This window comes from Chloroflexota bacterium (genome assembly GCA_016219275.1).
Taxonomy (GTDB): Bacteria; Chloroflexota; Anaerolineae; order UBA4142; family UBA4142; genus JACRBM01.
In genome coordinates this window covers 1-22,605 of record JACRBM010000020.1, presented here as the reverse complement: position 1 = coordinate 22,605, position 22,605 = coordinate 1, and the positions used below count along the sequence as shown (strand labels likewise).

At 57.0% G+C, this 22,605-nt stretch carries 19 protein-coding genes; 15 read left to right on the top strand and 4 right to left on the bottom strand.

The window, feature by feature from the left end:
- Window positions 1–28: 28 nt before the first annotated feature.
- The 4 genes from HY868_03605 to HY868_03590 all read left to right on the top strand — a co-directional run bounded on the left by HY868_03605 (window position 29) and on the right by HY868_03590 (window position 3,534).
- Complete coding sequence (locus HY868_03605; GenBank protein MBI5301198.1) at window positions 29–1,132, top strand: PD40 domain-containing protein; 1,104 nt, start codon at window positions 29–31, stop codon at window positions 1,130–1,132.
- A 1-nt stretch (window position 1,133) separates the two neighbouring features.
- Window positions 1,134–1,436: a cupin domain-containing protein gene (locus HY868_03600; protein ID MBI5301197.1), complete on the top strand. Its 303-nt coding sequence runs from the start codon at window positions 1,134–1,136 to the stop codon at window positions 1,434–1,436.
- A 100-nt stretch (window positions 1,437–1,536) separates the two neighbouring features.
- A complete protein-coding gene (locus HY868_03595; protein ID MBI5301196.1) occupies window positions 1,537–2,922 on the top strand; it encodes an alpha-glucosidase/alpha-galactosidase in 1,386 nt (461 codons plus the stop codon).
- A gap of 72 nt (window positions 2,923–2,994) precedes the next feature.
- Window positions 2,995–3,534, top strand: a complete 540-nt coding sequence (locus tag HY868_03590; GenBank protein ID MBI5301195.1) for an HAD-IA family hydrolase — start codon at window positions 2,995–2,997, stop codon at window positions 3,532–3,534.
- 104 nt (window positions 3,535–3,638) lie between these two features.
- Here HY868_03590 and HY868_03585 read toward each other — a convergent pair whose 3' ends face one another.
- The 4 genes from HY868_03585 to HY868_03570 all read right to left on the bottom strand — a co-directional run bounded on the left by HY868_03585 (window position 3,639) and on the right by HY868_03570 (window position 9,509).
- Window positions 3,639–6,527: a hypothetical protein gene (locus HY868_03585; GenBank protein MBI5301194.1), complete on the bottom strand. Its 2,889-nt coding sequence runs from the start codon at window positions 6,525–6,527 to the stop codon at window positions 3,639–3,641.
- Between the two features lie 147 nt (window positions 6,528–6,674).
- Window positions 6,675–8,636: an alpha-amylase gene (locus HY868_03580; protein MBI5301193.1), complete on the bottom strand. Its 1,962-nt coding sequence runs from the start codon at window positions 8,634–8,636 to the stop codon at window positions 6,675–6,677.
- An 18-nt stretch (window positions 8,637–8,654) separates the two neighbouring features.
- A complete protein-coding gene (locus HY868_03575; protein ID MBI5301192.1) occupies window positions 8,655–9,260 on the bottom strand; it encodes a hypothetical protein in 606 nt (201 codons plus the stop codon).
- Between the two features lie 27 nt (window positions 9,261–9,287).
- Window positions 9,288–9,509 (bottom strand): DUF2277 domain-containing protein, encoded by a 222-nt coding sequence (locus HY868_03570; GenBank protein ID MBI5301191.1) that lies wholly within the window; start codon window positions 9,507–9,509, stop codon window positions 9,288–9,290.
- Window positions 9,510–9,816: 307 nt separating this feature from the next.
- Between HY868_03570 and HY868_03565 the strand changes: the two genes are divergently transcribed.
- The 11 genes from HY868_03565 (at window position 9,817) to HY868_03515 (ending at window position 22,277) form a co-directional block, all read left to right on the top strand.
- Entirely contained in the window at window positions 9,817–11,226 is a 1,410-nt protein-coding gene (locus HY868_03565; GenBank protein ID MBI5301190.1) for a hypothetical protein, read from the top strand.
- A gap of 166 nt (window positions 11,227–11,392) precedes the next feature.
- The gene (locus HY868_03560; GenBank protein ID MBI5301189.1) at window positions 11,393–11,581 is read left to right on the top strand and encodes a hypothetical protein; all 189 of its coding nucleotides are present in this window, start codon (window positions 11,393–11,395) and stop codon (window positions 11,579–11,581) included.
- A 210-nt stretch (window positions 11,582–11,791) separates the two neighbouring features.
- Complete coding sequence (locus tag HY868_03555; GenBank protein ID MBI5301188.1) at window positions 11,792–13,723, top strand: asparagine synthetase B; 1,932 nt, start codon at window positions 11,792–11,794, stop codon at window positions 13,721–13,723.
- Between the two features lie 35 nt (window positions 13,724–13,758).
- On the top strand, window positions 13,759–13,947 hold the full coding sequence (locus HY868_03550) for a hypothetical protein (protein MBI5301187.1): 189 nt from the start codon (window positions 13,759–13,761) through the stop codon (window positions 13,945–13,947).
- A 33-nt stretch (window positions 13,948–13,980) separates the two neighbouring features.
- Window positions 13,981–14,868, top strand: a complete 888-nt coding sequence (locus HY868_03545) for a hypothetical protein (protein ID MBI5301186.1) — start codon at window positions 13,981–13,983, stop codon at window positions 14,866–14,868.
- A gap of 5 nt (window positions 14,869–14,873) precedes the next feature.
- Window positions 14,874–15,767 (top strand): hypothetical protein, encoded by an 894-nt coding sequence (locus tag HY868_03540; protein MBI5301185.1) that lies wholly within the window; start codon window positions 14,874–14,876, stop codon window positions 15,765–15,767.
- Window positions 15,768–16,128: 361 nt separating this feature from the next.
- The gene (locus tag HY868_03535; GenBank protein ID MBI5301184.1) at window positions 16,129–17,034 is read left to right on the top strand and encodes a carbon-nitrogen hydrolase family protein; all 906 of its coding nucleotides are present in this window, start codon (window positions 16,129–16,131) and stop codon (window positions 17,032–17,034) included.
- A 59-nt stretch (window positions 17,035–17,093) separates the two neighbouring features.
- Window positions 17,094–17,969 (top strand): xanthine dehydrogenase family protein subunit M, encoded by an 876-nt coding sequence (locus HY868_03530; protein MBI5301183.1) that lies wholly within the window; start codon window positions 17,094–17,096, stop codon window positions 17,967–17,969.
- A gap of 186 nt (window positions 17,970–18,155) precedes the next feature.
- Window positions 18,156–18,620 (top strand): (2Fe-2S)-binding protein, encoded by a 465-nt coding sequence (locus HY868_03525; protein MBI5301182.1) that lies wholly within the window; start codon window positions 18,156–18,158, stop codon window positions 18,618–18,620.
- A gap of 46 nt (window positions 18,621–18,666) precedes the next feature.
- Window positions 18,667–21,024 (top strand): xanthine dehydrogenase family protein molybdopterin-binding subunit, encoded by a 2,358-nt coding sequence (locus HY868_03520; GenBank protein MBI5301181.1) that lies wholly within the window; start codon window positions 18,667–18,669, stop codon window positions 21,022–21,024.
- Window positions 21,021–22,277 carry a DUF1116 domain-containing protein gene (locus HY868_03515; GenBank protein MBI5301180.1) on the top strand — a complete coding sequence of 419 codons (1,257 nt, stop codon included), beginning with the start codon at window positions 21,021–21,023 and terminating at the stop codon, window positions 22,275–22,277. The genes HY868_03520 and HY868_03515 overlap by 4 nt, the downstream gene beginning before the upstream one ends.
- The last annotated feature ends 328 nt before the right edge of the window (window positions 22,278–22,605 follow it).

Sequence of the window (22,605 nt, the reverse complement as noted above, 5' to 3'; positions counted from 1 at the left end):
GTCCGAATTGCTCGATACGCGCGACCCCATGACCGGCGCGCGCGTGCGTCAGTTGACGAATTATCTGGGGCACAGCAATCACTTTTACTTTACGTATCCGTGCTGGTACGACAGCGGACGCAAACTGGTGATTGCCTCTGATCGCGAGAATCGCACCAACTTTTTCGGCGTGGACGTGGCGAGTGGCGAGATCACGCAGCTCACCGATCTCGATCCGGCGCAGGGTAGGATTGGCGCGCAATCCATGACCAAAAACCCGGTGCGCGAGGAAATCTATTTCTACCAGGGCAAAACCGTGTTCGCGCTCGATCTCAACACGCTTGCGCGGCGACCGCTCTTTACAATTCCGCCGGGTTATACGCCGCAATCCGCCAACGCGACGGCGGACGGCAATTATCTCATCACCGGCTATACCCAGGATTTATCCGACCGCTTTAACGTTGACCTGGGGCATGGCTATGTCGGCTTTCGCGAAATTTGGGAAGCGCATCCGCATTGTGCGATCGTTCGCATCGCACTGGATACCGGCGCGTCGGAGGTCATCTTTGAAGACAAATATTGGATCGGTCACTTGAACACGTCGCCCACATTGCCGCACATCATGACCTTTTGCCACGAGGGACCCTGGGATAAAGTGGATAATCGCATCTGGGGCTTGGACTTGCAAACGCGCCAAGCGTGGAAGATTCGCGCGACCGCGCCGGGCGAACGCGTCGGGCACGAGTACTGGATGGACGATGGCGAGCACATCGGTTATCACGGTTACATCGCAAACGGCACGATCTACGGTTCGATTCGTTACGACAACACCGATCAAGTCGAAGCGCCATTCGAGTTTCACTCGTGGCACTTTCACAGTTTCCGGCTCGATTGGATCGTCGGCGATGGCGACGCGCAAAATCCGTACTTGTTGTTGTGGCGGATGAAGGACGGCAAGTTCGAAGGACCCAAGGCGCTCGTGTGGCATCGCGGTTCGTTCCACACGCAACGCGTGCACGTGCATCCGTGTTTCAGCGCGGATGGAAAACAAATCGTTTACACATCCGACCCGCAAGGGTACGGGCAAGTGTGCATCGTGGACATTCCGGATTGGGACGCGTTACCCGACCGACATTCGCTCGAAAAGGGGTAGGATGAAATTTTCTCCGCTCGAAAAGAAAGGACTAACAAGGTTTCTCATCGGCGACACCATCGCGCCAGAGAAACTGAGCATTCACATCACCGAGGTCGAACCGGGCAGTCGCTCGCACGCCGCGCACACTCACGCGGGTGTCGAGGCATTCTACGTGTTCGAAGGTCAAGCGACCGTCGAAGTGGAAGGCGAACATTACCCGCTCAACGTCAACGAATCTATCGTGGTCGATGCGAGCGTGCCGCATGGAATTTTCAACAGCGGCGCGACGCGTACGCGGTATATGGTCATTATCGCGCAATAAGAAAATCAATTGGACGCGGACGAGCGCGGACCAACGCGGATTTCTTATTGATCCGCGTTAATCCGCGTCAATCCGCGTCCCAGTTCTAAAGGAGAACAAAATGTCAAAAGCACTAAAAGTTTGTGTGATCGGCGCGGGCAGCGCGCAGTTTTCGCTGGGCATCGTCAAAGACCTGTGCCTGACCAAAGGTCTAGACGGCAGTCATGTGACGTTCATGGATGTGGACGGGGAACGCTTGGACATGATCTTTAAGCTTGCCTCGCGCTACGCCCAGCAACTGGGATCATCGCTGACATTCGACAAGACGATGGATCGCGCCGCCGCGTTGCAAGGCGCGGATTTCGTTCTCAACGCCGCGTACGTCCTGGGTCATGTAATCGAAGCAAACATGCGAAAACTCGCGGGCGACAAGTACGGCTATTATCACTCCGGCGGACAGTTCGGCGCGTACCATCAACTGCGCCTCATGCTCGATGTCGCGCAAGACATCGCCAAGATTTGTCCGAACGCGTGGCTGATTCAATCCGGCAATCCGGTGTTTGATGGTTGTACGCTGATGACGCGCGAGACCGGCATCAAGGTCTGTGGTTTGTGTCATGGTCATTACGGTTATCGCGAAATCGCTCTGACCCTGGGGCTTGATCCCGACCGCATCACCTGGCAAGCGCCCGGGCTTAATCACAACATCTGGCTCACGCATTTCATCTACGAAGGCAAGGACGCGTATCCATTGATTGACGAATGGATCGCGACCAAGGGTGAAGAGTACTGGCGCACGCACGTCGCCACGCGGACGCACGACGCGCAAATGTCGCGCGGCGCGGTGCATCAGTACCACATGTACGGTCTGTTCCCGATTGGCGACACAGTGCGGCGCGGCGGGTGGTGGTATCACACCGATATCGCGACGAAGAAACGTTGGTATGGCGAACCCTGGGGCGGACCCGACACGCATCTCGCGCGCCCGTACTTTGTGAAAACGCTCGAAGCGCGCATCGCGGAAATGACGCAGTGGGCAAACGATCCCAAGACCGACATGACGAAAGCCATCGGCACCGAAAAGACGCGCGAGCAAATCGTGCCGATCATTGATGGACTTGTCAACAACAACGAAGGGTACTTCCAGGTCAACGTGCCCAATCACGGCGCGCTCGCCGGCTTGCCTGATGATCTAGTCGTTGAAGTTCCTGCCATTGTCAATCAAAAAGGCATTCAGCCCGTGCGCGTCGGCAAACTGCCGCCCAAGATCATGCTCGAGTGCATTTTGCCGGATTGGTTGGAGACGGAACGAGAACTGCATGCGTTCAAGACCGGCGACCGGACAATGTTGTTACATAGCGTGCTCAACAATCATCAAACGAAGAATTACGATCAAGCCGTCGCGCTTCTCGACGAGTTGATGGAACTGGATGAGGTCAAAAAAGTCGAGGATTGGGAAAAGATGAAACGCATCAGCGAGCACTACAAATATCCCAGCAAGTTGTAGATTCTGTTCGCGACTTTTTTAGGCGGGCGATTTTATCGCCCGCTTGTATTCTATGCGAGGTGAATAGACGAGATGCTTGCCGCGCTTTTCTTCGACCTGGGTGACACGATCATGGATGAAGCGAGTGAAGTGAAAGACCCAGAGGAAACGACGTTGCGCGCCGAGTTGATCCCTGGCATCGCGGAAGCGTTGCGGCGTTTCAAATCCCAGGGACATCGTTTGGCGCTGGTCGCGGATGCGCGCCCGAACACGCCGACCAATGTGCTGCGACAACATGGTTTGTCCGAACTGTTCGATTATTGCGCGATCTCTGAATGCGTGGGGTTTGAGAAACCGCATCCACGCATCTTTCAAGCCGCGCTCGAGGCGTTGACGATATCGCCGCACGATTATTCGCGCGTCGCGATGATTGGCAACAATTTGGAACGCGATATCGTCGGCGCGAATCGGCTCGGATTGATCTCCGTTTTCTATCACTGGAACGAACGGCGGCGCACCCAACCGATGACGGCGGATGAATCGCCGCGCTATACGATCACTTCACCCGGCGAATTGGTCGCGTTGATCGAACGCTTGGATCACGGAGCGGAGCAAACACAACCCCCACCCTAACCCCGCTTGCGCGCCGCTATTGCAGGGGGGGAGCAAAAATTCCCTCCCCTGTCGGCGATTTTTGCCGACGGGGGAGGGGTAGGGAGGGGGTTTGTGTGTGGGTTCTACTTGGCAACGAATTTCAACGTCACAATCTCTTTCGCTCGCACCGACAACGCGACCTCACGTCCCTCCCGCAAATCCACCGGCGCGATTTCTTCCTCGTTCAGATTGACGCGCGCCGCGCGCGCAAACTCGCGCAAAAGACGCAACCTCACATCAACCGGCTTTTCCTCGATGTTGTAACCGCGCACGATTAGTCCCGCTCTATCCTCGGCTTGCTTGATCGCACTGATGACAAACTCACGTGGCGTCGCTTCGATGAAACTCGCGGTCGGCGCAAGTGTGCCGGGGTGAGTACTCGTTGCAACCGCGCGCATCGGCGCGGCAAACGCGCGCGCTTCGACAAACGTGTTGCGCCAATCGCCTTCCGCCGGAATCATGGCGTACTCGAATTGATGTACGCCGATCTCTTGCGCGCCGGGAGTTTCCATCGCAGGACCCGCGTGGCCGGCTCGCGTGCTCAGGTCGTCGCGCGATAGCCAACCGGTGCAACGCAGGAGCGTGAGCGCGAGCGTTACACCTTGTGCATCTTGGCGCGCGAGATACTCGGGCAAACCACGCGTCGTTAACGTCATTCCAAGTTTGCCATCACTCATGGACACAAAATCTTGCATCGGCGCTTCAGGACGTGGTTGTTCGATCCAATCCGCCGTATCCTGGGGCAAGTCGAGAGACCGGCGAACGATGTCGAAAGCTTGGTCGGCATCTACATGGTCACTGACAATCGGCGTTGGGAATTCAACTTGCAAACGATGATCGCGAGCCAGGTTTTCAACCTGGGTCTGGAAATCAATCCGCCGCACTCCCGGGTAGAGCGAAACGACGGTAACGATCCTGGCATCAACCGTTTCTTGTGCGCGCGCCGTTCGGTCGTCGGTCAATCGCGCCGGCAAACGATAGGTCATCGAAATGCGTAGCGATTGCCGGACGGTGCTCGTTTCGATTTTGATTTCTGGCGGCGCGATCGGTTGACGGACGAGACGATCTTTTTCCGGCGGACAATAGTTGTAGAGATCGCCGCGATCGCCGCCATCCACAAAGCGATTGACGCCGCGATACATCGCGCCGGTCGTCTTGTCGGTGATCGTCAGCGTCCCATCGTCGCGATTTGGCTCGACACGATAGAATTCGTTTTCCAAAATCGTTGTCCGAGTCGCTGGCTGTTGCGCGATGGAATTCGCTTTGGCGACGGTAAAAGTTTTGTAGCCGTGCCCGGGCACCTCGCGCGCGATGAATTCGATTTCGAATTGCGCGGGCGAATGTCCACGGATTTCAAGAAAGGTCGCGGGATGCTTGGCGATGATCTGTCGAAACTGCGGCAGGATTTGATCGAGCATCGCCCGATTCGGTTCGCCCCGGCTTGCCAGCGTCACGTCAACCTGGATGGGATTTTCATTCGCGCGAATCACCACATCCTGGATCGTCAACCCCTGGATGCGCCCCGCTTGCGCCATTCCCAGCAATCCGCCGAGGGATTCACCTTTGGCGCGCTTGTGATAGTACTCTTGTACGCGCCGTCCCAGGATTTCAAAGGGGATGGCGTTTCCGGCATCATCAGTAATCGCGAAATTTTCTAGATGACTCGGCAGTTCGATCTGTGCGACGACGCGATCGGTGTGTGCGCTTGCAACCGGATTGAAGACGACGACCGGCACACTGTCGTCGTGCGTCTGCGTGTCAACCGACGCGGCGAGTGTGGTCAAACTCTCGGCAATGATCGGGACGATGATCTGCTCGACCCAATCAAAGCGTTGCGCCATTTCCGCGTGCACCTGGTCAACGCCGCAACCACAGATCGAATCGTGCGGGTGATTTTGCAAAAGATATTTCCAAGCGGTGTCTAAAAGCTGGAAGTTGGAGGTTGGAGGTTGGAGGTTGGACGTTAGAGGTTGGACGGCAGAATTTCCAACTTCCAACTTCCAGTCTCCATCTTCTAATTTCCAATTTCTAATTTCCAATTCCGCGCACGCGGCGAAGGGTTCCGCCCATTTTTCGAGGAGCATCTGCGCGTGCGCGTTGCGTTGCTTGATCCACATGCGCGTGGACGCGACGCCCGGCAAAAGGTGATGACGCTTGGGGTTGCGTAACTCGCCGCGAACTGTGTTGAGTTCGAGTTTTCGCTGTGCGATTTCTTTTTGTGTCTGCTCGACGTACATCGGCAACGACGCGTGAACGATCTTGATCTCGCCGAGTTGTTCGCGCGCCACGCGCAAAAGATGGGGGAGGTCAGCCCAGGGTTCCATGTGATCGTTGCCGTTCAAGAGGAGCAGGTTTGACGTGACCGCGTGCGGCGCGAGCGAGCGCCACGCTTTTTCGATGCTTGGCGCAAAGCCAACATCATCACGTCGGAGCCATGCCGCGTTGTCGTACCCATCGCGCAGATAGCACGCCAGGATGCGCGTTCCATCCGGCGCGTGCCACCACAATTCGGTTTGTTCGTCCGCGAGTCCGCGCCGAAACACCGCCGCGTCAATTTGAAAGCCGTGAAGAATCTGCGGCATTTGGCTGATGTGTCCAAAGGGGTCGGGGATATAGCCGACGAACCGCGTGTCGCCAAACTCGCGTGCGCCGCGCGTGCCGCGCAACAGATTGCGAATGATCGCTTCGCCGCTGACGAGAAACTCGTCCGGTAAAACGTACCAGGGACCGATTTGCAACTTGCCCGCGCGGACGAGCTCGCGGAGCGCGCGCGCGCGGTCGGGGCGCACTTCCAAATAATCTTCGAGAACGATGGTTTGCCCGTCGAGCAAAAAGTATTTATACTCCGGCTCAGTCGCAAAAATATCGAGTAGTATATCCACGCAACGGATGAGCCGCGCGCGATAAACCTGAAACGGTTCGTACCATTCGCGATCCCAATGTGTGTGCGAGACGACGTAAAGTGTTGGCATTGCTTCTCCCGGTAGAGTGGTGTAGGGGCGACGCATTTTTTTCGTCCTTCGATTTCGTTTCGCGCAACTCTGGGCGCGAAAAAAATGCGTCGCCCTTATCTGTGCGATTATAGTCGGTTTTGACCGGAAAACCAAAGTTTTCTGATTTTACCGATTTGTCAGAATCACGGTCTCCGATGGTGGAATGTTCCGGATTTCCACAAACGCCATATTGTCGGATCGTTGTACCGGAACGATGTCGCCGACCTTGTGTGTGCCGGCGTACCCTGCACCCAGGGTCAACTCTGCTGTGTTCGCAATCACACGGAAAGACGTTGACGCGTTGAGCGATGAATCTACGATCACATCCGCACCGCGGTGCTCGACGCCGTTGCCATTCACGATGCACAGAACCTCTTCTTCGTCGAGGATGCGCGACCATGTGATCAATTCGCCGCCCTGCGGTTCCGTAAACGGTTGCAAGAAATTCCGGATGAAACGCAAATACTGGCGACCAATTTGCAGCGCCGGGTATGCTTGGCGAATTCGAATCAATTCGCGGATGCGTCGGTAGACGTGAAAGTCTGGATCGAAGAAATGGCAACCGACGGTACCGAACGCTCCGAACCCAGGCAAGGTCGCATCAACACCGATGGAATCCGTGCCCAATCCAGCCGCGCCGCTTTTTCGGGGATGCTCCGCGCCAAACATGGTCTCGCGCAGATACTTGTCGGCGCGACCAAAATCTGGGAGATATTGCGCGCGTTCCGTTTGCTCTGGTCCGGCGAATGCCTGCTCGGTGCCGTAGTAAATGCACGGGATGCCGAGCGTGAAAAGTTGAATCGCGACGGCGGCGGCGATTTGATATTCCGTCGCCGCGTCGGTCGAAAAGCGAACCTTTGCGCCGAATACGTGATCGTGATCGTCAACGACCTTGACGTGCCGGTGCGCCGAGTTGCGATGTGAACCCAGGATCGGCGCCCATTGTCCGGTGATGCCAAAGTAGCGCGACGGCGCGCTCAACCCTTTCGCGACATCCGTCAGCGCGATGCGCGAATCGCCGATGTCGAGCGTCGCGTTCAGATTCAGTTCGAGTGCGTCGAGGTACTTGCCGGCGTTGTCGTCGGGTCCGCCGACTTCGCCGACGAGGAAAAAGTTGGTCTTGCCCAGGTTCGCGGCGAACTCTTTCAGCGCGCCGCAGAAATTCCGCGCGGCTTGTTTGGACACGTGCTTGAGCGTATCGAGACGCATCCCATCGAGATCGGCAAGCGCGATCCAATACTTGTAGCAACGCGCCAGATCGTTGAGCGTCGCGGGATTGTCGAGGTTGAGGTCGCGGAACGAGCCGTCAAAGTCGGTGCGTTTCATTTCGGCGTGATCATCGTCAATGTTCTCGCCGCCAAGACTTCCTTTGCCGGCGCGAGTGTAGTTGTGATCATCTTGAAGTTCTCGGGGCCACACGCCGGTTTCGCGGTCTGTGGGATGAATCTCAAAACTGGGTTGACCTGCTTCATCCAGCCACGCGCCCTTGTTATAAAATTCGGGCCAAGGTCGGTAGGGCGGGTCTACCACGCCGTCTTCGTAATCCCAGTTATGCCCGGTGTGATTGAAGATGACATCGAGGATGATGCGAATGTTGCGCGCGTGCGCCGCCGCAACCAGTTCGACCAAATCCCCGCGCGCGCCGAAATGCGCGTCCACGTCGAGAAAATCCTGGATCGCGTAGCCGTGATACTCATTGCTGTGATGGCGTTGTTTGAAAATCGGTCCGATCCAAAGCGCGGTGATTCCCAGGTCGCTCAGATAATCCAGTCGCGATTGAATTCCGCGCAGCGTGCCGCCCTGCCAGCGTTCGCCGCCGGATTCAGCCCAGTGATCCCACCGGAATCCGTCCGATCGAAAGGTACGCCGTGGCTTGGCGCGATCAAATTTCGGTCGTGTGTGATCGAGTCCATCGCTGAAGCGGTCTGGGAGCAAAAAGTAGAGAACCTGGCTTGCCCAATCCACCGGGGATGGATAGTACGGTATCTGAACTTCGTTGATTGTGCGGAAGGGCGCACGTCGGGGCAAGGCAACGGGGCGAATCGTCGAAGGGCGCGGCGTCGCGAGCATCTCGTTACTGAAAGCCATTTCGATCCCTCCTCATTTCTATTTCATTGCGTGAACTGCTTTTCCGCCCGACGCTGACCAGAGCGCCTGACTAAGGTCGTGCGCGCTCCACGCGCGATGTTTGCACACGCGGGTCAACTGATCAGCGCGCTCGCGCAGGCGCGCGGCGTAACGCTGATAGTACGTCGCGGTAAAAGCCACGGAACCCAGGTCGGGTATCTGTGCGGCGACGAGTTCATCGAAAAATGGATAGAGCGATGGCGCGTAACATGCTAACACAGCGGAGGACGTGGCGGGACCGACGCCGGCTAATCGGCTCAGGAGGTCAACGGGCTTGCGGAAGTCGGGTATCGCGGCGAACGCTTCGATGGCAGTCTTTTTTACTAACGCTGCCGGGTTCCCGCGAACGAGAAGGCGATTACGTTCGCGCCAGACGCCGCGTTTCATTTTCCACACAGTGGCGCGTTCCAATTCGGCGAGTGTGATGTATGCCGGCGCGCGCGCGGCTATCAACGCGGGGAGTTCGACGCGATACCAGGTGTCGAGTTGTTCCAAGCCATTGACGTGTTGGGCTTGAATCGTTGCGGCATAGCGATCCAGCGCGGTATGCCAATCGCCGCATGTAGTACGTGACCAAAGCGCCATAGTCGCCTCTCAATTGCGGTTCAAAACTTATTTCGGTTTGTCCGCGCTGGGTTTGGGGGATAGATTTTCAAACAGGGTGTGGGTTGAGGCGACGATCTCGGCGATGGCTTGTTCGAACGCGACTTGATTCGCGTGGGATGGAACGCGATAGCCGGTTACCTTGCGAACGAATTGCAATGCGGCGTCGTGCAATTCTTCATCGGTCGGCAAACGCTCGGGCTGACGGAGTTTCCGGATATTTCTACACATGCGCCGATTCTATCTCGTTTCGCGAAAAAAACAAGTGCCGCCGTCGAATTGGCTGTGCGTCAAGTTTTTGGGTGGTGAAAAAACCTTGCGATGGTTGAACGGCAATCCTATTTGATTTGTCGTCAAAACCTTCGCAGGGTTGAGTGTTCCAAGATTTTGACGGACACCCCGTCGAATTCTGAATCAACGTCTTGAAAACGATTTGTGCGTGTGTTATACTCTAGCCGGTGAACTGACTCAATGCTGGTTACTCGTCATGCCAATGAGCGATCCTCTCACTCGCTAACCAGAAAGGGAGGAGAGTCTGATGCACCGTCGAATCGAAAACTCACTCGTAGTGTTCGCGTTTGCCTTACTCATCTGCCTGACCGCGTGTTTTGTTTCGACCCAGAGTAAACCCACTATCATCATCGTCTCTCCCCCAAGCGGCAGTAGGTTTTACGATGGCGAAGAGATCGCGATCCAAACAATGTCGTCGGACTTGGTCGGTGTGACACGTGTTGAGCTTTTGGTTGATGGCACACTGGTTCGCACCGACCCCTCGCCGGTGCCGCAAGGGCAACTTTCCTTTCCGCTCTCTCAGACCTGGAAAGCCACCCCAGGTACGCACACGATTATCGTCCAAGCATACAACGCGGCTGGCAGCGTGAGTAACCCTGCCGGGATTTCTGTGACGGTTCTTGCCGGCGGTGCGCCAACTGCAACCGTTCCTCCTTCGGTTTCAACGCTTGTCCCGCCGACGATCTCTGCATCGTTGACAGTGACGCCCACCGCGACCAGCAGCATCTGTACGGATAATGCCGTATTCGTCGCGGATGTCACCGTTCCTGACGGGACGAATTGGATGCCCGGACAAACGTTCAACAAAATCTGGCGCGTGCGGAACACCGGTTGTCCCTGGATCGCCGGCTATCAACTCGTTTTCGTCGGCGGCGAGGCGATGTCCGCCACAACCGTGCTCCCGCTTCCAAATACCGCGAACGGCGCGACCGCAGATTTGTTGGTGCCAATGACCGCGCCTACGGTACCTGGCGCGCACAATGGCACTTGGCGTTTGCGTAATCCAAGCGGCAAGTTGTTCGGAACGATTGTGACGGTCATGATCAATGTGCTTGGTCAGTCTAGCTCGCCTCAGACTGCAGTGCCGGCGGGACCTTGCAGTGGGACGCCGATCATTTCATCCTTCACCGCGAATCCACCGAATATGACCGCCGGCGGCAGGACCGTTTTGACTTGGGGACCGGTGACCAACGCGGATCGCGTTGAAATTGACCAAGACATTGGTCTCGTTAGCGCACCCGGGGCTATCACGGTGATGCCCACAACGAGTACGACGTACACGCTCACGGCATACTGCGGCGCTGACTCGGCGACTGCCCAGGTCCGAGTACTCGTCCCCTTTGCGATTCTCGGATCGTCAACCAGCGCGAACCCAAGCGATTTCACGGGCGCGTGTCCCAAGACCATCATCTTTTCGGCGCTCATCACGGTCAATGATGCCGGTCCTGTCACGTACAAATGGGAAAGTAGCGATGGAAGTCACGATTCATCCAACCAGAGTATCACCTTCGGCAGCGCCGGTTCTCAAATTGTGAACACCACGTGGACACTGGGTACCGCCGGCAGAACGTATGCCGACTACTGGATCCGACTTCACATTTTATCGCCGACCGATGTCACGTCGAACAATGCTACCTTCACACTTCGATGCAATTGATCGAGCGATGTTGCATTGATGCCTCAATCACGATATAATCTCTAGTGACGATGTTGTTTGTTCGCGTTCAAATCGTGTTATGGAAAAAAGGACGCATGTCATTACGCGGTTCTGCGCGTAATGGCGATTTTTTATATCAACCATCGCGACCAAAGGAGAAGACCGCATGAATACCGACCAACCCGTGAACATCACACCCGAACTTGCAGACGAATCACCAAACCTACCAACCACAGAACTATCCAACCGCCTCCCCTGGCACGCGCCCAGCATCACCCGCATTGATATTAAACGGACGATGTTTGGAGCGGGGTCGGGAACCGACATGCTGAATCAGACCACCACTGGCGTATGATTTCCGAGCGACTGATCTAACAGCGAAACCCCATTGATGATCAGACAAGAATCAGATAGATGATCCTCAAAGCGATTGGGGCATCGAAGAATTGCTGGCGATGTTGCTTGCCAGCAATTTTGATCTTGCTCTTATCGAACCCTGTCCTCCCATCATTGTTCTTACCGCGAAAATAAAATCGAGCGACATGAAAGCATCCATCCACACCCAATGAGCGGCATCTTTGGAATTATTTATCGCGATGGCGCGCCCGTCGCCGCGCACACGCTCGAAACAATGCGCGATGCGATGGCACACTGGGGTCGCGATGGCGGCGGCATGTGGCGGGATGGCTGTGCCGGGCTGGGTCAGTTGCTTTTTATCAGCACGCCCGAAGCGAAGTCCGAGCAACTGCCCCGCGTTGATCTTGCCACTGGCATCGTCTTCACCGCCGCCGCGCGCGTGGACAATCGCGACGAAATAATTTCAGATTTAGGATTGCAGATTGCAGATTTGCAAGCACCAATTTCCAAATCTGCAATCTGCAATTTGCAACCTACAATTAGTGACGGCGACCTGATTCTTCACGCCTACCGCAAATGGGGCGAGTCGTGCGTCACGCGCATCTACGGCGATTGGTCGTTCGCCGCGTGGCATCCTGCCGAACGCAAATTATTTTTAGCGCGCGATCATTTCGGCAACACGTCGCTTTACTACTACGCCGATGCGCGCGTCATCGCGTTCGCCTCCGACCGCCGCGCGCTGCTCGCGTTAAATCTCGCGCCGATGGAGTTGGACGAACTCTACTTGGCGCAAGTGTTGATCTCCTGGTCTGCCTACCACGGCGAGCGCACGATTTCCAAAACGATTCACCGCTTGCCGCCCGCGCACTCGCTCACGTTCACTCCAGAACGACTCGACGTGCGGCAGTACTGGCGACTCGAAGACACGCCGATCATGCGCTTGTCGCGACGCGAAGATTACGTCGTCGCGTTTCGCCACGTATTCGATCAAGCCGTGCGCGCGCGTCTCCGCTCCCCACGCATGTCAGGAGAGGGGGTTGGGGTGACGCTCAGCGGCGGACTCGATTCCGGCTCGGTCACCGCGACTGCCGCGCAGTTTCTACGCGCCGAGGGCAAACGCTTGACTGCGTTCACATCGGTGCCGCTTTCCGATCCCAGCATCTATGTCGGACAACGATTCGGCGACGAGTTGGCGTTCGCGCAAGCGACCGCGCAATTCGCCGGCAACGTGGACTGCGTTCCGATTACTGCCGCGACTATCACGCCGATTCAAGCGATTCGACGGATGTTGGAGATTCACGGCGAACCCGCGCACGCGGCAGGCAATTTCTTTTGGCTCATTGAATTGGAACGCGCCGCGCAAACCCAGGGTTGTCGTGTTTTGCTCACTGGGCAAATGGGCAACGCGGGCATTTCTTGGACGGGCAATGTATTTTCCCAACCGCTCGCCTTGCAGTTGCAAAACCTGGGTTGGCGCAAGTGGATGAAAGAAACGATCAAGCGCGCCGCGCCGTCCAGTTGGTTGATCGAATGGCAGAGGCGACGCACTCCAGCGAATTGGTATCGCGGCTCGGCGATCCATCCCGATTTCGCGCGGCGATTGGGTTTGTTCGAACAACGCTTGAACGACCCCGGCGAACGATTACCGCGCGATCCCCGCGCGATGCGTTTTCAAATTCTGCAACCCGGTCGCTCGTTCGGCGGCGCGCTCCACGCGGAGATGGGCGCGGCGCACGGCTTGGAAATTCGCGACCCGACCGCCGACGCGCGCGTGCTCGCGTTCACGCTCTCCGTGCCCGATGACATTTTCATGGACGCGCAAACCGGTTTGGATCGCTGGCTGATTCGCGCGGCGATGCAAGGTCGTTTGCCCGATGAAGTGCGGCTCAATCGCCGGCGCGGGCGTCAAGCCGGCGACCTCGTCCCGCGATTGCGCGCGTGCGGGAGCGAAGTCGAAACCGCGCTCGACGAACTCGCGCGTGGTCCCGCAAGTGAATACGTAGACGTGCCGTACATGCGTCAGGTGTGGCAGATGATTCAAACCCAGGGCACACCTCAGGCATTTAGCAAAACCGTCACGGTGCTGACGCGCGGGATCATGGCAGGATTATTCGTCAATCAGTTTGCAAAAAGCGCGTGACTTGCGCGCGCGACAAATTTTTTCTGGAGGAACCAATGAACGTCGAACCGACGGAACGATTGCTCGACGAGAACGCGCAACCAGACGCACCCGCACATCCCGAACTCGTGACTGATACGTCCAAACCAATGTGGCACGCGCCTACTGTCACCCGGATTGACATCAAGCGAACGATGTTTGGCGGCGGCAGTTTTACTGACGGCGGCATGCCCAGCCCTGGCTAGACTCGATTAGGAATTATTTCCATCGCGCCAATCATGCTCCCCGACTGGCTCGCGGATTTGCAAATCGAAACGACGTCCGCGCCATACGCGATTGAAAACGCCACCGCGCGCGGTGTGTTGTGGCAAGCCGCGCGCAATCGCTTTTTGCTCGACGTGCCGGACGTGGCGCGTTATTTCGTCGCGGATGGACGGCGTATCGTCATCGAGCGCGCGCCGAACGCGAACGACGCTGACGTAATGCAATTCTTGCGAATGACGCCGCTCGCCGCGCTGTGTTTTCAGCGCGGCATTCTCGCGTTTCACGCAGCGGCGGTCGCGCCGCCAAGCGATTTGTCATTGCAAGCGATTTCTGCAAAGCCAGCTCCATCTTCTCAATTGGGGATTGCTTCGTCGCAAAAACCGCTCCTCGCAGTACCAAGTCGCGGCGCGATTTTACTCGCCGGCGATTCCGGCGCGGGCAAGTCCACGTTGCTCGCGGCTCTGCTTCAACGCGGTTGGACGATGTTGGCGGATGACCTCGCAGTTGTCGAGATAAACGCAAATGGCGAACTGGTCGTCTTGCCCACGTTTCCGGATGTGCGATTGTGGCAAGACGCGCGCGAGAAATTGGGAATCGAGACCCAAAGGATTTTCCAAAACGCTTCGAGTCTGGCGACGCCTCAAGCCCTCCGCGCGATCTACTGGCTCGCCGTTCACAATCGAGACGAAATCGAAACGCGCGAACTGACCGGCGCAGAACGCTTTCGCGCGCTCGGCACGCTCACGTACAACAGCCACATCGCCGACGCATTGCTCGACCGCGTCGCGTACTTTCGCATCGCGTCCGTCATCGCGCAAAACGTACCGCTCGTTCACTTGAATCGTCCGCGCGGCAAGTGGAGCGTGGACGCGTTAGCGGAACGACTCGCGCGTAACTACTAACCCCGATGTTCCACACCTACACCGTCTACGATCTCACCATCCAAACAACCTTTGCTTGCCCGGCGTTGCCGCGCGCGCCAAGGGAGACAACGCCGGATATTATTGTTACGGAAGGCGCGACGCCGCGTGAACTTGCCGCGCCGGTGGCGACCGGAAAAATTTGGCAAGCGGAACCAGGACGATTTTTGTGGCGCGGCGGCGCGCGCGCCGGGCGCTTTCTCGTCGAAGGTGGAACGCGCGTCACGCTGCAACGCAGTCCGACCGCCGAAGACGAAATGCTTGCGTTGCATTTTCTCGATTCCGTGCTTGCCGCGATTCTACGGCAACGCGGAATGTTGGTCCTGCACGCGAACGCCGCCGTCACGCCGGCTGGCGCTGTCGCGATCTCTGGCGAATCGGGCGCCGGCAAATCCACGACGCTCGCCGCGCTCGTCGCGCGCGGATGCGCGATGCTCACCGACGACATCACCGCGTTACGTCTGGGACACGATGGTCGCGTAGAGGCATTGCCCGGCGTCCCGCAACTGCACCTGACCGAAGATGCCGCGGATGGTTTGGGATGTGACATCGTCGGCTTGCCGCGCAACAAATGGCGGCGCATGAAAGCCGCGGTGCCGGCGCACCGCGCGATGGCGCTGGAACCCGCGCCGCTGCGCGCGCTCTATCTGCTTCAGCCGCGCGATGGCGATGGCTTGCGCGTTCAGCCATTGACCGGCGCGGAAAAATTCGACGTCGTGCAAACGTGCATCTATGGTCCCCTGCTTCCACAAGAACATCCTGGGCAATTCCCGCTCTTCGCCGCGCTCGTCGAACAAGCAACCGTGTTTCGCCTCGAACGTCCCACTGAACGTTGGAGTGTAGATGACGTGGTAGATACGATACTGACTACTGAATACTGATTGCGAGACTTGCATACGACACGGATGACTAGAATCTCAATCCGGCAGTAGACAGCACCAAGCCGTAGGAGTATAATTATGGCACTTTGAATCCAAGTGCGGATACGATATCGTGTTGGATCGCGACAGCGTATCCGGGAGGTCATGGTGGCTTCCGTAAATATCCTCGTTCGACCTAGCGCGAATTACGACTCAGTCGTCCTGATGCTATCGCAAAAGGCGTTGGTCGCGCGCGTGGCGTTTCGCCTCAATCGCCACGTTTTTCTCCGCAGCGCAAGTTCCCCTCGAAAAAGAAATCAAACTCAAGCAAAAGTCAAAGGTAATTACCATTTACCCATTCCCTCTTACAACGAGGAGGCGGATGAAAGAATTTATCGCGGCGTGCGCGCAGTTCGCAATCACGCCTAACGATGTTACGGCGAATATCGAGAAAGCCGTCCATTGGTTGGAAAAAGCCGCGAACGAATACGACGCCGATCTCGTTCTTTTTCCCGAAACCGTGACGACCGGCTTTGTGACCGGACTCGACCCTGCTAGTTTGTGGGATTTGATCGGTACACTCCCCGGCGCGATTTCGCAACCGATTCAGCGCGCGGCAAAATCCCTTGGCGTCCACGTCGTTTTGCCATCGTATCGCCGCGGCGCGGAACGCGGCGTCGTCTATAACTCCGCCGCGCTCATCGGACCGGATGGCGAAGTGATCGGCGTCTACGACAAGACGCATATTTTTCCGCTCGAACGTCGCGATTGCGGTGGCTGGGTCACGCCGGGAAATCGCGCCGAGGTGTACGAGACCGCGCTCGGATCCATCGGCATGATGATTTGCTACGACGGCGATTTTCCCGAACTCGCGCGCTTGCTCGCGGTGAAAGGCGCGGAAGTGATCGTGCGACCGTCCTCACTCTTGCGGAGTTTTGACATTTGGCAAATGACGAACATGGCGCGCGCGTACGACAATCATGTTTACGTCGTCGCCGCGAATATGGTCGGACCCGATGCCGCCAACAATTATTATTTCGGTCACAGCATGATCGTCAATCCGATTGCGTGGCGGCTTGCCCAAGCGCGCGGCGTCGAGGAAATCATCGCCGCGAAACTCGATCCCGATCCACTGCGTTACATCACGACAGGCAGTAAGAGTGTTCAAGTCTTCGACCATCTCGAAGATCGCAACCTTGAATTGTACGAAGAAATTTTGCGCGCGGCGCGCAGTCGCTTTGAACCTGGGAAACGATTGCGCGCAAGAACGATAATTGGTGAAGCGTAATTGATCATTTCGCATCTCCAATTACCAGTTCCCCTTTACCTCTTACCAAAAGGTATACCATGAAACCGGCATCCTTTCAGTATTTCGCGCCCACCACACTTGACGAGGCGCTCGCGTTGCTTGCCGAGCACGGCGACGCGGCTAAAGTGTTGGCGGGCGGGCAAAGTCTAACGCCGATGATGAACTTTCGCCTGGTTTCACCGGCGATCCTCATTGACCTCAATCGCATCGGCGAACTCGCGTACATTCGTGAGCGCGACGGCGGACTCGCCATCGGCGCGATGACGCGCCAGCGCCAGGTTGAACGCGACGCGCGCGTTGCCAAACACGCCCCGCTCGTCGCCGAAACGATGCCATTCGTCGCGCATCCGCAAATTCGCAATCGCGGCACGCTCGGCGGAATTTTCGCGCACGCCGATCCCGCGGCGGAATTGCCGGCGGTTGCTATCGCGACCAGCACAAAGCTAAAAGTAAAAAGTATAAAGCGCGAACGCTGGGTGGAGGCGCGTGATTTCTTCACCGGATTATTTTCCACAGTTCTCGCGCCGGATGAATTGCTCGTCGAAATCGTCGTGCCGGCGATGCCCGCCCACACCGGTTACGCGTTCCAAGAAATGAGCCGGCGTCATGGCGATTACGCGCTCGCCGGCGTCGCGTGCACGCTGACGTTCGACGATCGCGGTGTGTGTCAGGAGGCGCGCATCGTATTCCTGGGTTTGGGTACGCTGCCGATTGACGCGCGCGACGCGGCAAAACACATCGTCGGCGCGACGCCAAACGCGGAGGCGATTCGCGCGGCAAGCGAAGCGATTGACGCGGAGATTGATCCGAGCGACGACATCCACGCATCGGCAAAATTTCGCCGGCATCTTGCGAAGGTGCTAACGCGACGCGCGTTGGAAACGGCAGTGATAAGAGGAAAGCGTAATTGGTAATTGGTAAATGGTAAGTGGAGGTTCACTTACCACTTACCAAAATCATAAATTGATCCACGAATAACGCGAATCACGCGAATAAAAAACAAAATTAGCGAAGATTCGCGAGATTCGCGGATGAAGGAATAAATTGGCGAAGGTATTGACTTACCATTTACGATTTACCTGTCCCCGAAGTGAGGTCAGATGGAGAGACTCACCGTTCACATGAGCGTGAATGGAACACACTTTGAACGCGCGGTCGAGCCGCGTTTGCTCTTGAGCGATTTTCTGCGGCACGAACTCGGATTGACCGGCACGCACGTCGGATGCGAGCATGGCGTGTGCGGCGCGTGCACGGTCTTGTTCGATGGCGAGCCGATGCGGTCGTGTCTGCTCTTTGCGATCCAGGCAAACGATCATGCGATTACGACCGTCGAAGGACTGGGCGATGAGACGCATTTGCATCCGTTGCAGTCTGCATTTCGCGAAGCGCACGGCTTGCAGTGTGGTTTTTGCACGCCGGGATTTTTGATGACACTCGTCCCGTTTCTTCAGGAGAATCCAAATCCCAGTGAAGACGAAATCCGCATGGCGATTTCCGGCAATCTCTGCCGATGCACTGGGTATCAAAACATTGTGGACGCGGTGATACTGGCGGGTAAACAGTGAACGCTGACTGTTGACTGTTCACTACTCACTGCTCACCGGAGGTTCGATGACCACGCGCTATTTTGGCGAACGCATCACGCGCAACGAAGACCCACGCCTCTTGACCGGGCGCGCGCTGTTCGTGGACGACGTGGATTTGCCGGGGATGCTGCACGTCGCATTCCTGCGGAGCATCCACGCGCACGCGCACATTCGGAGCATTGACGTTTCGCGCGCGCGGCAACGCGCCGGCGTCGTCGCGGTTTACACCGCAAACGACCTGGGTGATTATTGGAAACCCGGTCCTCTGCTCGTTGCGCCGCCGCCGATAAAAAAGCTACTCGCATTTCACGAACGCTGCCAGGTCCCGCTTGCCAAGGACAAGGTGCGCCACGTCGGCGAACCGGTCGCGATGGTCATCGCCGAGAGTCGCTACATCGCTGAAGACGCACTCGACGATATTGATGTGGATTACGAAGCATTGCCAGTCGCCGCGGATATGGATATCGCGCTCGCGCCGGACGCGCCGCTTGTTCACACCGATGTCGGATCGAACATAGCCGCGCATGTCATCCAGGAAAAAGGGAATGTGGATGCCGTGTGGCGCGCTGCCGCGCTCGTCATCCAGCGTCGCTTTCGTTACGATCACGGGACAGCCGCGCCCATCGAGACGCGCGGTATCGTCGCGCAGTGGGATGCGCGCGCGCAACATCTGACAATCTGGGATTCGACGCAAGCGCCGGTTGTCATTCGCAACGGACTCGCGCGTATGCTGGGTTTGTCCGAAGCGCAAGTGCGCGTGATCGCGCCGTTTATCGGCGGCGGATTCGGACCCAAGATCATGATGTTTTATCCAGAGGAAGTGCTTGTTCCCTGGGCGGCGCTGCAACTGGGACGACCGATCAAATGGTACGAAGACCGCCGCGAAAATTTTGTCGCGATGAACCACGAGCGCGAGCAAATCCACGACGCGGCGATAGCGCTGAACAAAAACGGAATGATCCTGGGAATCAAGGATAATTTTCTGTACGACACCGGCGCGTACATTCCGTACGGACTGACCGTGCCGCTCAACGCGCAATGCACACTCCTCGGCATGTACAAAGTGCCGAACTATTATTCCGAATTCAAAGCCGTCTTTACGAACAAGACCATCGTCAGCCCCTATCGCGGCGCGGGCAGACAGCACGGCGTATTTGTGATGGAACGCTTGCTGGATCTCGCCGCGCAGGAATTGGGGATTGACCGCACCGAGATTCGTCGCCGCAATTTTATCCAGCCGTACGAATTTCCGTACAACAATGAAATCATCTACCAGGATTTCGCGCCGCTCCAATACGACAGCGGCAACTATGCAGCGGTGCTCGACCGCGCCAAGCAGATGATTGACTATGACAACTTTATCGCCAATGAACAGCCGCGTTTGCAAAGTGAAGGCAAACACGTCGGCATCGGCTTGGTGTGTTACGTCGAAGGCACGGGCATCGGACCGTACGAAGGCGCGCGGGTTCACGTCGAAACGAATGGCAAGGTGACGGTTGCGACCGGCGTTGGCACGCAAGGGCAAGGGCATTTCACGTCGTTCGCGCAAATCGTCGCCGAGCAATTGGGCGTGGATGTGCGCGACATTCGCATCATCACCGGCGACACCGCGGAATTCAACTGGGGCACCGGCACCTTCGCGAGTCGCGGCGCGGTCGTCGCCGGGAATGCGGTGAACGAGGCGGCGAAAGCCGTGCGCGAGAAAGCGATCAAACTCGCGTCTGAAGAGCTGGATGTGTACGAAGGTGATTTGGAATTAGCCGACGGCAAGGTTCAAGTCAAAGGTTTGCCAGAGAAAAATATGTCGCTTGGCGAACTCGCGGCGAAAGCGAATCCGTTGCGCGGCGCGGTCAAGCCCAACACCGAGCCAGGTCTCGAAGCGACGCGGTACTTTGGTCCGCAGAGCGGCGTTACGTCGAACGGCGCGCACGCGTTGATCGTCGAGGTTGATCCAGAGACGATGGAGATTCACATTCGCAAATACGTCGTCGTTCACGATTGCGGCAAGGTCATCAACCCGATGATTTTGGAAGGGCAAGTGCAGGGCGGTGTCGCGCAAGGCATCGGCAATGCCTTCTACGAAAAATTGGTGTACGACGACAACGGGCAATTGCTCACTGGTTCGTTCATGGATTATTTGCTGCCGACCGCGATGGAGGTGCCGCGCATTGAAATCGGACACGAGGAGACGCCGTCCCCATGGAATCCACTCGGCGTGAAAGGCGCAGGCGAAGCCGGCGCGATTCCGGTTGGACCGTTGTTCGCACAGGCGATTGAAGATGCGTTTGGTATCGAGGGATTAGAGATTCTAGAAATTCCACTATCGCCGAATCGGTTGTTCGAGTTGGTCGTCGAAGCGAAGCGAAAGGCGGGGAACGCATGAACATTGACCAAGCGAACGCGCAAGCTGTCGAGCGGATGATGCAAGCGCGCCCGGTGTTGATCGGCATGGGCATTGCGCGCGATGTGATTCCTGGGATGCGCGACAATCTTTTGTTACACGCCGGTCCACCGATTACCTGGGATCGCATGTCGGGTCCATTGCGCGGCGCGGTGATCGGCGCACTCATCTTCGAGGGATTGGCAAAAACGGAGGATGATGTGCGCGCCATCGTCGCGCGCGGCGAGATCGCGTTCGAGCCGTGTCATCATCACGCGGCGGTCGGTCCGATGGCAGGTGTGATCTCGCCTTCGATGCAAGTGTATATCATCGAAAACAAAACGCACGGCAACCGCGCGTACTCGGGTTTGAACGAGGGTTATGGCAAGGTTTTGCGATACGGCGCGTACAGCGATGATGTCTTGAAGCGTTTGCGTTGGATGAATGATGTCATGGCGCCGATGCTCGCCGACGCAATTGGATCAGCGGATGGTGGCGTTGATATGCAAGCGTTGATTGCCGAAGCATTGCACATGGGCGACGAAGGGCACAATCGGTTGAAGGCAGGGTCAATGCTTTTTCTGCGCGCGCTCGCGCCGAACCTTGCGAAGGTTTTACGCTCCGCGCCTTCGCAAGGTTCGCAGGTCGCCGAGATTCTCAAATTCATGGGCGACACTGCGCTGACGAGTCTCAACGCCGTGATGGCGTCTTGCAAAGCGATGGCGGATGCCGCGCATGGAATTGCGAACAGCACCATCGTGACAGCCATGGCGCGCAACGGTACCGATTTCGGAATTCGCGTCAGCGGTCTCGGCGATCAATGGTTCGTCGCGCCTGCGGAAATTCCGGTTGGTTTGTATTTTCCCGGTTTCAAAGCCGAGGATGCGAATCGCGACATCGGCGACAGTACGATTACCGAGACGGCTGGCATCGGCGGTTTTGCCATGGCAGCCGCGCCTGCCATCGTCACCTTCGTCAGTGGCAAGCCGCAAGACGCGATCAATACGACGCTGGAGATGTACGAAATTGCGTTCGCCGAGCACAAATATTTTTCGATTCCCTACCTGGATTTTCGCGGCACGCCGGTGGGTATTGACATCCGCAAGGTCGTCGAGAAAAATATCACGCCGCGCGTGAATACGGGCATCGCGCACAAGGATGCCGGCGTCGGACAAATCGGTGCGGGTCTCGTGCGTCCGCCGATGGCAGTTTTCAAAGAAGCGTTATTCACTTTTGCGGAGAAGCATGGTGTATAATGTGGGTAATTTGCAAATGGTAATTGGTAATGGGTGATATGTTTCTCGTCTGACCGCTATGGCTCGCCAATTGAATGCATTTGCTGATGGTTTGAAAACTGCGCGCGCAGATGCAAAACAATCCAAAACACTCCGCGAACCTGCCGCCGAATACTCGGTAAACGTTCCAGATGATTTTCCCAACATCCTAACTCGGACAAGCCGAAACCAAACAAATTATTGGACGCGGATGAACGCGGATGAACGCGGATATTTTTCTTATCCGCGAAAATCCGCGTGAATCCGCGTCCCAAAATTCTTTGCTTTTTGTACAACGATTTCATTGGAT

Bases quoted from the DNA above. Each gene is read 5' to 3' on its own strand.
- HY868_03540 (MBI5301185.1), top strand. From the start codon at position 14,874: ATGTTCCACACCTACACCGTCTACGATCTCACCATCCAAACAACCTTT.
- HY868_03535 (MBI5301184.1), top strand. From the start codon at position 16,129: ATGAAAGAATTTATCGCGGCGTGCGCGCAGTTCGCAATCACGCCTAAC.
- HY868_03575 (MBI5301192.1), bottom strand. From the start codon at position 9,260: ATGGCGCTTTGGTCACGTACTACATGCGGCGATTGGCATACCGCGCTG.
- HY868_03515 (MBI5301180.1), top strand. From the start codon at position 21,021: ATGAACATTGACCAAGCGAACGCGCAAGCTGTCGAGCGGATGATGCAA.
- HY868_03525 (MBI5301182.1), top strand. From the start codon at position 18,156: ATGGAGAGACTCACCGTTCACATGAGCGTGAATGGAACACACTTTGAA.
- HY868_03530 (MBI5301183.1), top strand. From the start codon at position 17,094: ATGAAACCGGCATCCTTTCAGTATTTCGCGCCCACCACACTTGACGAG.
- HY868_03565 (MBI5301190.1), top strand. From the start codon at position 9,817: ATGCACCGTCGAATCGAAAACTCACTCGTAGTGTTCGCGTTTGCCTTA.
- HY868_03600 (MBI5301197.1), top strand. From the start codon at position 1,134: ATGAAATTTTCTCCGCTCGAAAAGAAAGGACTAACAAGGTTTCTCATC.
- HY868_03545 (MBI5301186.1), top strand. From the start codon at position 13,981: ATGCTCCCCGACTGGCTCGCGGATTTGCAAATCGAAACGACGTCCGCG.
- HY868_03590 (MBI5301195.1), top strand. From the start codon at position 2,995: ATGCTTGCCGCGCTTTTCTTCGACCTGGGTGACACGATCATGGATGAA.
- HY868_03595 (MBI5301196.1), top strand. From the start codon at position 1,537: ATGTCAAAAGCACTAAAAGTTTGTGTGATCGGCGCGGGCAGCGCGCAG.
- HY868_03560 (MBI5301189.1), top strand. From the start codon at position 11,393: ATGAATACCGACCAACCCGTGAACATCACACCCGAACTTGCAGACGAA.
- HY868_03550 (MBI5301187.1), top strand. From the start codon at position 13,759: ATGAACGTCGAACCGACGGAACGATTGCTCGACGAGAACGCGCAACCA.
- HY868_03605 (MBI5301198.1), top strand. From the start codon at position 29: ATGACCGGCGCGCGCGTGCGTCAGTTGACGAATTATCTGGGGCACAGC.
- HY868_03555 (MBI5301188.1), top strand. From the start codon at position 11,792: ATGAGCGGCATCTTTGGAATTATTTATCGCGATGGCGCGCCCGTCGCC.
- HY868_03580 (MBI5301193.1), bottom strand. From the start codon at position 8,636: ATGGCTTTCAGTAACGAGATGCTCGCGACGCCGCGCCCTTCGACGATT.
- HY868_03585 (MBI5301194.1), bottom strand. From the start codon at position 6,527: ATGCCAACACTTTACGTCGTCTCGCACACACATTGGGATCGCGAATGG.
- HY868_03570 (MBI5301191.1), bottom strand. From the start codon at position 9,509: ATGTGTAGAAATATCCGGAAACTCCGTCAGCCCGAGCGTTTGCCGACC.
- HY868_03520 (MBI5301181.1), top strand. From the start codon at position 18,667: ATGACCACGCGCTATTTTGGCGAACGCATCACGCGCAACGAAGACCCA.